The sequence below is a fragment of the Dapis hubbardiae BLCC-M172 genome (assembly GCF_050016015.1).
GTDB lineage: Bacteria > Cyanobacteriota > Cyanobacteriia > Cyanobacteriales > Microcoleaceae > Trichodesmium.
Genome location: NZ_JBNHEQ010000188.1, coordinates 2504 through 11161 on the forward strand (window position 1 = coordinate 2504; position 8658 = coordinate 11161).

4 protein-coding genes are annotated in these 8658 nt (G+C 34.1%); 2 read left to right on the top strand and 2 right to left on the bottom strand.

From position 1 onward, the window contains the following. Positions 1 to 1081 precede the first annotated feature (1081 nt). Positions 1082 to 2032 carry a ribonuclease Z gene (locus tag ACP6PK_RS16960; protein ID WP_426561070.1) on the bottom strand — a complete coding sequence of 317 codons (951 nt, stop codon included), beginning with the start codon at positions 2030 to 2032 and terminating at the stop codon, positions 1082 to 1084. A 103-nt stretch (positions 2033 to 2135) separates the two neighbouring features. On the opposite strand from ACP6PK_RS16960, the gene ACP6PK_RS16965 reads away from it, so the two are divergent. Beyond that, positions 2136 to 3302: a SpoIID/LytB domain-containing protein gene (locus ACP6PK_RS16965; protein WP_094673255.1), complete on the top strand. Its 1167-nt coding sequence runs from the start codon at positions 2136 to 2138 to the stop codon at positions 3300 to 3302. 1416 nt (positions 3303 to 4718) lie between these two features. Next, entirely contained in the window at positions 4719 to 4946 is a 228-nt protein-coding gene (locus tag ACP6PK_RS16970; RefSeq protein ID WP_426561073.1) for a hypothetical protein, read from the top strand. 229 nt (positions 4947 to 5175) lie between these two features. On the opposite strand, the gene ACP6PK_RS16975 is transcribed toward ACP6PK_RS16970, so the two are convergent. Next, the gene (locus tag ACP6PK_RS16975; RefSeq protein ID WP_426561119.1) at positions 5176 to 6525 is read right to left on the bottom strand and encodes a hypothetical protein; all 1350 of its coding nucleotides are present in this window, start codon (positions 6523 to 6525) and stop codon (positions 5176 to 5178) included. Positions 6526 to 8658: the final 2133 nt, after the last annotated feature.

Consider the following 8658-nt stretch of genomic DNA (forward strand, 5'->3'; position numbering starts at 1 on the left):
ATAGTACCTATCCTTAAGTCCTGTTACAGCTTTATGTAAGCAAAACATCAGCCTGCCAAAAAGCTAGACTTCTTATTATACCAACAGGACTTACCCAAAGACCATGTATATATAGCCATCAGGAATGATTTATACCATGACAATCGAGGACTACCAATTTTTTTACCATTTAATTAGACATACCTACTTACATAGGACTTACACAAAAACCATGTATATAGCGTTCAAAACTATAACGTTATAGTTTTTTTACTCTATATATAGTACCTATCCTTAAGTCCTGTTACAGCTTTATGTAAGCAAAACATCAGCCTGTCAAAAAGCTAGACTTGTTATTATACCAACAAGACTTACCCAAAGACCATGTATATATAGCCATCAGGAATGATTTATGAGATATTTAAAAGCAATTAAGAACTATCAAAATCCTTGGATATTCTGACTCCTGACTTCTAATTACCACTAAAATCTTACAACTGAAAAATGATTGCTATAGCGTTCAAAACTATAACGTTATAGTTTTTTAACTCTATATATAGTACCTCTGCGTAATTTCTGACCAATTTACTTTAAAGATGTGAGAAATAGTTTCAAACTTTAAAATGTGAAATAATTTCCTCAAATTAATTTATAGTTAAGGTCTTAAGCCGATAAAATCTTACTTTTGACTTCTGTAAAACGGTATTACCCAAAAATTAAGGTATAAAGCCTCTCCTTTCAAGGATAAAAAAAGAAAAAAATTCCTCTGAATCAAGCCTCTTATTTTTAAGAATAGTTCAAGAATTAAGAATTAAGAATTTAGAATGCGCGAATTACCTCTCCTTGAAAAGAAGAGGATTGACAAACAGGAAAATTTTTATTTATTATCCCCTTAAAAGGGGAGGCTTTAAACCAGAATATTTCGGTAATTATTAATTGCTAATTAATTGCTAATTAATTGCTAATTATTAATTATTGGGGAGTCCTGCATTTTATGTGAAGATATATATTTTTTAATTTCTTATCACGCTCCCATACTCCCCACACTCCCTCTACCATTACTATGCACTACCACCAATTATTAATTATGGAATAATTTGTCCTAACACACCGGAGAAGATGTCAAGACTCTAGGAATCTCATAACTTAGAAAATCATGAGCCATATCAGTATTAGGAAAAATAGCCCGCGCCTCCTTTAGCAAATCATCCAACAAAATCGGATTTCCAGGAGCATATCTAGGACTAAAATGAGTCATCATCAAATGCTTAACACCTGCTGCCAAGGCTACCTGTGCTGCCATCGTCGAAGTAGAATGCAATCTTTGAAAAGCCATTTCAGCATCCTGATGAGAAAAAGTAGCTTCGTGAATAAGTAAATCTGCACCCTCCGCCAATTCTACAGCCCCATCACAAAACACAGTATCAGTACAATAAACAAACTTCCGACCTATTTGGGGTGCCCCACACAAATCAGCCCCATTAATTTTCCGTCCATCAGACAAAGTAACCCACTCTCCCTGTTTCAACTTCCCATATATCGGGCCTGGAGGAATCCCTAAAGCCTTTGCCTTTTCCACATTAAAATGCCCTGGTCTATCCTTTTCTGTTACCCGATAACCAAAAGCAGTAACCCGATGCTTCAAATAACCACAACTAACAACATACTCATCATCCTCATAAATCACCCCTGGTCTACTCTGATAAACTTTCATTGGGTAAGCTAAACGAGTTTGAGAATATCGAAGACCAGCTTGCAGATAATCCTCTAAGGCAGGTGGACCATATAAATCAATACTTTTAACATTTCCCCCCAAACCACAACTAGCCAACAAACCCATCAAACCAAAAACATGGTCTCCGTGCATATGGGTAATAAAAATACGACTGAGTTGACTGACCTTAAGTTCACTACGGAGAAACTGATGTTGAGTTCCTTCTCCACAATCAAACAACCATAATTCAGCCCGTTGAGGCAGACGTAGAGCAATACTTGAAACATTACGCGATCGCGTTGGTACACCAGAACTGGTTCCTAGAAAAGTTATCTGCAAAACCTAAAACTTCCTCAATAAACTAAAAAAATATGATAAGTATATTTACAGTGTGATTATTTTCTTTATTTTAACGAATATAAAATTAAAAAATCAAACAAATATGAGTTCTGGATTACTGTTTATTTCTTTTATTAGTAATACTACTAAACCATTAAAACGCTATTGGTGGATATCTATTCTAACATGGATACTAATGATTGCCCCTGCCCAAGCCTCTCTAGTCTTGCGAATTGCCATTCAAGAAGGAGTTAAAGAAGTTAAAGTAGGAAGTTCCACAAACGCAGTAGTTAGAGATGGTGCAGGTAGAGCAATTGGCGAACTCAAACCAACTAAAGGTTTTGCAGCAGAACTCCAATCAGGAAAAGTAGCTTTGGCCAACTGGGTCTCCGGTCAAATGTGGATCGAACCCAAAGGAGAAGGTTATGTGTGGATAGGCGATCGCTGGTATCGAGGCCGCACCCACCTTATTCCTCATAAGGGAGGTATAACTGCTATTAACTATGTCAACTTTGAAGAATATCTCTATAGTGTCATTGGAGCAGAAATGAACGGCAACTGGCCACAAGAAGCCTTAAAAGCTCAGGCAGTGGCTGCCCGTTCCTACGCTCTGAATAAGCGTCAAGAAAATACTAACAATTTCTATGACCTAGGCAATGACCAATTCTGGCAAGTTTATCAAGGAATTAAAACAGAATCTCCAGGAACTTACGCTGCTGTTGATGCCACTCAAGGTCAAGTGCTTACTTACAATGGTCAAATTATTTTAGCTCTATTCCATTCATCTTCTGGAGGACACACAGAAAATGTAGAAGATGTTTGGTCAAACCCATTACCCTACCTCCGTGCTGTTCCTGACTTTGACCAAGATGCCCCAGTTTATGAATGGACTGAATCATTTTCTCAAGCAGAACTAAAGCAGCGAATCTCAGGAGTTGGAAATATTATCTCTATGACACCCCAGACAACTACTCCCCACGGTAGTGTTATTACTATTAAAGTTTTAGGAGATGCAGGGGTTAAAACTCTTGAAGGTACAGACATTACAGCAGCTCTAGGATTAAAAAGTACCAGATTTATAGTTAGTGCTAAGAAAACTGAAGGTCAACAAATTCCCTCTAGTTTCCAAATTACTGGAAAAGGTTTTGGTCATGCTGTGGGAATGAGTCAATGGGGTGCTTATAATTTAGCTCGGAATGGATATAATTATCACCAGATTTTATTGTACTATTACCAAGGCGCAACTTTAGCTAGAATTGATGTCCGCTAATAGTAAAACTTAGGTGATACTCCTGAATAATTAACTCTATTTTTACTGTCTGAAAAAATCTATCAGAAGCTGATACTATATCAATAAATAAAGTCTAGATTAGCTTGATTTACAATTAGGAGAACACAAAAATTATTCCAACGTAGATAGATTTTACAGAATTTCTAATTTATTTATTATTAATTGTCTAGCAGTTTTTTTCAAGTCTAGATTGATGATTAAATTCTGAGTTATAGAATTTTTCATTTAGATATAACCTAGAGACTCTAGTTTAAAGGCAATTATAGTTGAAGTTATTTCTTCAATTAAAGTCAAAACTGCTATAAATTAGTAATATACAAAGTTGTCAAAATCAATTAGATTTTTTTCTCTTTTGACTTTAAATATACAACAGGAAACAGAGAATAGGTAAAAACCAGCCCTCAAATTTAATTTTACCATATTGCTAAATCGACCTATCCCTAATCCTCAATCCTGACCCTTGCTAAAAAAAGTTAATCTAGCAATATTTTTGAACTGGTATTAATCAGTTTTTTTACCTTGTAAAAGTAATTTTTTGGCAAATTTATCTCAAATACTCCTTTAGGCATGGTACATTTTTAAATGTGTAAATTTACTTGGTTTAATTTATTGATTAGATAAGTAAAGTCTTATATATTTCATTGGGTATAAAGAAACCTTAAATGAGGAAAAGGTAAAAAAATATATCTATTTTATTGACTTGATAACTGGTATATATAGCGTTTCCCAAGCTTATGACGTACAGTTGTATTTTTGTCTTTTTCTTCCCTGTTCCCAGTTAAGTGTTCCCTCAAACCTAAAATTTTGTACCTCACGCTTTTTGGGAATTGCTATAGTGTTTTTAAATGATTCGTAAATATCTAGAGTGCTAAAAGAATTACTAAATAAGGAGATTGAGTTTACATCTCAAATAAAAATGCTATATAAGAGTTAGGATTTGGCATATTAATTAACTAGGGCTGGCTGATTAAATATAAAAGTATTGACAGATAAAGGCTTTAGCCTTTGCGTATGCTAAAAAAGTGCAAGGTTTTTACTCCCAAAAGGCTGAAAATGTGAGGATTTTGAGTAGACAAGGGTGGAACAATTGAGGGACAAATATATCCGACTACATCCTCTGTAATTCTCATTTCTCCTGTACGGGTGATTTCCTACGGAATGCTCCCCATTCATGTCGGCGATAGCTGAAACGCGAATCACCCTTAGGACTCCTACCCTCATCCATAAGACTTTTTCAGCAAACCCCTAAGATTAAACAGTCTTGAAACCAATGTAATATTAGGGATAAAAAAACCTGACAGCTAATAAGCAAACTAATAATTACGATAATATTACCTCTGCCCTCACACCCCTGAAAAATTCTCCCATAAATGGTTCCATATTTTTAGATAACAAATGCAAAAGTGGGAATATCTCTTAGCAGAAGCAAGCCCTTATCCTTTTGGGGATAAGCTGATTAGCATATATGTAAATGGTAAAGAATGGCGACAATGGAAAGATAAAACATTATACGAATTAGTTAATTATTTGGGTAATGAAGGATGGGAATTAGTAGCTTTTAGCCATAACTCAAAATCTGACAATAATTACCTCATATTTAAACGTCCTAAAATGACAATATAAGTAAGCATTTAGCTATTAGCGGTCAGTTCTTCCTGCGGAATGCTACGCAAACAGCAATAATATCCAAACCTTAAGGACTTGCTAGAAATGAATATAGCCTTTAAATTCGGCTTTTATAGTAAGATTGAATTGAATTAAATTTAATTCAATTAATAAAGCTTTTATCTAAAACTAGAATAAAATGCTTACCAATATAAATTATGAATGTTTGACAAATTTAACTAATATTTTAACTATCTGATTGATTCAATCTTCTTTGCCATTCAGCATCAATTTTATCTGACTGTTCAGCTTCCTGATCTAGCACATTCTTTTCCGTTGTATATGCTAAATCTTGATTACTAAGAATCGTTTCTTTAGCAAATTCTCTAGCATACTCAATTTTCTGACTTAATAGATTATTAGCCTGGTTTAAAGCAACAGCTCTGTTTTGCCTTTGTTGATTCCGTTTATCAACTTTACCATTACGCCATTGTACCCAAAAATAACGAATTAATGGCAATACTAAAAAACTTACACCATAAGCCAGCAATACAGGATAAATCACTTCAACAAAAGCAATAAACCCTCCAATCTGAGCTACAACTGTACCATCTTTTAACAACGAACCCAAAACTAAAGCACCAACACAATTAACAGCACCTAATCCAGTTGCTAACATTATTTGACCAGAATTTGCCTCGCTAAAACGCCAAAGTTTTTCCTTCAAATAAGCAGAAACAGGTTGAGAATACCACTCTTTTGCTGTTGTTTGTAACTCAGGAAAATGATACACAATTTGACCATCAGGACTAACTTCCGGACGACCATTAAAACGAATTAATACTGGTAAAATATACTCCTCATATTCCAGAGCATATCCTTTTCCTAAATCATCCAAATAAGGAGCAATTTGTTCCGCAACTACCGCCCCTTGATTATTCTTAATTACAGTAGCGATCGCCTGCCAACGTTGCTCATCTAAATTGTAATTAGGGTTTCCATCTCCAAATAGAAAAGAAAAGACAGCCTCCAAAAAATTCATCTCATTTTCTTTATCTGAAGTTCGAGATTTTTGTCTTTTTCTTTCTCTTTGTCGTTGATATCTATAAGGTTCATCATAATATCCCCAATCAAACCACCAAAACCAAAAAGGATTAAATCCAAACCGGGGGAAAAATACCATTCCACCACCCGAATTATTACCCCCACCACCTGAGTCATTTTGTTCACTGCTAGAATTAATTGAAATAACAATAATGGCAATAGCAACCATTATAATTACCAAAGAAAGTATCAACAAAATTCCAAAAGAAATTCTAATTAAATAAAACAATATCCGCCAAACTTTTTCCCACCATTCTCTTAATCTTAACCGCCAGAATTTATTGCGTAAAACATCTCGAAAATTCTTAGGAAATAAATAAGCAATTTCCCCTGATTCTGATACTTGTAAATGACCACCAGCATCTGTAGCTAAAGCTAATAATCCTTGTTCTGCCAACTTAACATCTAACCCAGCTTGAGCTGCTACATCTCCCACAGTAACGCGGTAGCCAAAATTTTCCACGGCTCTGATTATCGCAGGATTTAGAGTCATCATATTACCTCAGACTTAATTAATTTATCTACTTAAATTATAGACAAAAAATTAATCATAGCTATATAATACCATTTCTCAAAAATATTGCTATATCTGATTGGTTGGGAAAGTGTGGGGAGTGTGGGGACTGTGGGGAGGAGTAAACACAATAATAATAAACATTAACTTGGCTAAAATCAGGAAAAAGATCAAAAACCTTGTATTAATTACTTAATAACTGAAGTGTCACCTAAGTATAGCATTAATGCATGGGAATTATTATAAGTACCTAAAGAAAATTATTTACCTATTCTAATTCTCTGCGCTCTTTAGAAGGGAAAGAATTTAGTTTGTATAGATGTGTAATTAATTTTGCACGACAACTTATCAAAACATATAAATAAATAGGTCTAAAATCAATATTAATTATGAGAGTAAGTACATTGATTATCTAAAATTTCTACTAATACCATTTCTCCGTAAAGTTGCACTTAATAACAGATAACAGTTTTCAGTAAAATAGAGGTCTAGGTAAGAATTATTAAGTGCATTATTACAGATAAATAAAATAGTTTCACTTTAATTGATAATTCATTCAACTATTGCGCTCTAGTTTTTAGATTATAGATAAACTTCCTGATTGGCGATAGTCCTACGCACCGCTACGCGTTTTCCTGCGGAATGCTGCGCTTTCCATGTCGCACAGCGTTATCCTGACGGACTGCTGCCTCTTATACCATTTCTCAAAAACTTTTCTAAATTTTGTTGAGTAGGGGAGTAGGTAGGGACGTTGCATAAGGGCGTCCGTACAGAGAAGCAAACATAAGAATAATTAACATAATTACTAGCTAAAATCAGCAAAAAAATAATTCTGATTGTATCGATCAGTTAATAACTGAAGTATCGCCCAAGTATAGGAATAATGCATGGGAATTGGTATTACAGAGGAGCTGCGCTAACGCAAACATGTCGGCGACAGCCGAAAACGCCTAATAGCATTTCTCCATAAAGTTGCAGTTACAGCAAATTTGTTCGTATATGAAGTACAGATATTAACAATTAAATGTTTGTAGTTTGGGCATCTTGCCCGCTATAGGTGTACCTCACAAAGGTGGAATTTGCTGTAATAAAAGATATAGCAGTTGCCATTAAGGGTGCGGACATTCTCAAATTATCAAATATAATCACAACAAGAACTTAACTTTGTGCCTTCTAACTTCCGACTTCTTACTTCAACTGTAACACCGATCAGTAAAATTCAAGTCTGGGTAAAAATGATTAACTACATTGTTACAGAGAAAAGGTATTACTCTCCTAAATATCAGATAGTTTAAATCTAATTTATAGAGCCAAAAAATCCTATAAGCTAATTCTTCTATCTCATGTCAATTATCTTTCAACAATTAATAATTACCTCTTCTGATCAACAAGAGGATTGGCCAAAACCAATTATCGGTAGTAAGTTATTGAAAAATAACTATCAAAGTCTGATTTATATAGTGGTTCTCTGATGAAAGTGAGAAATGCTATACCTCAGTCAACTTTAATCCTAAGAGATTGAATGTATCAGCAAATATAAAAAGGAGATAGGGAACAGGGAACACTTAACTGGGAATAGGTCCGAAGAAATCAAGACAAATATTTGTCGCTATTAAATCTAGGAATATATGTACTGAATACTTCTCTATCTACCTTCTTTCAATCCCTTGAAGTATTACCGCTTTTAGATTTTAGTCACTTCGCGTGCTCTCTTAATAATTATTTTACTCTCCAGTCTCTAAAAGCAACTATATTCTTATTTACAAAGACAAACTTTGTTAAAACACGATAAAAATTATGGTGATTACTTACTTATTAATAGTAATGTAGAGTACATAGAACAACTATAGAAAAATTATTGGAAAACTGACTAATATTCATCTGGTGATCGTTGACAATATCATTATACTAGAAATAGACTACAAACTCAACTAGCTAAATAGCGTGATAAACCTTGTCAAAATCATCTTTGATAAACAAATAATTCCGGCAGTTGGTAATATATCAATCCTATTTAATTTGTCATATTTTGCTAGTCTTATGAAACGAGGTTTTGCCAAATATAGAAAAAATTATCGGGTGCATCTCAATATTTGCAAAAATACTTTATTT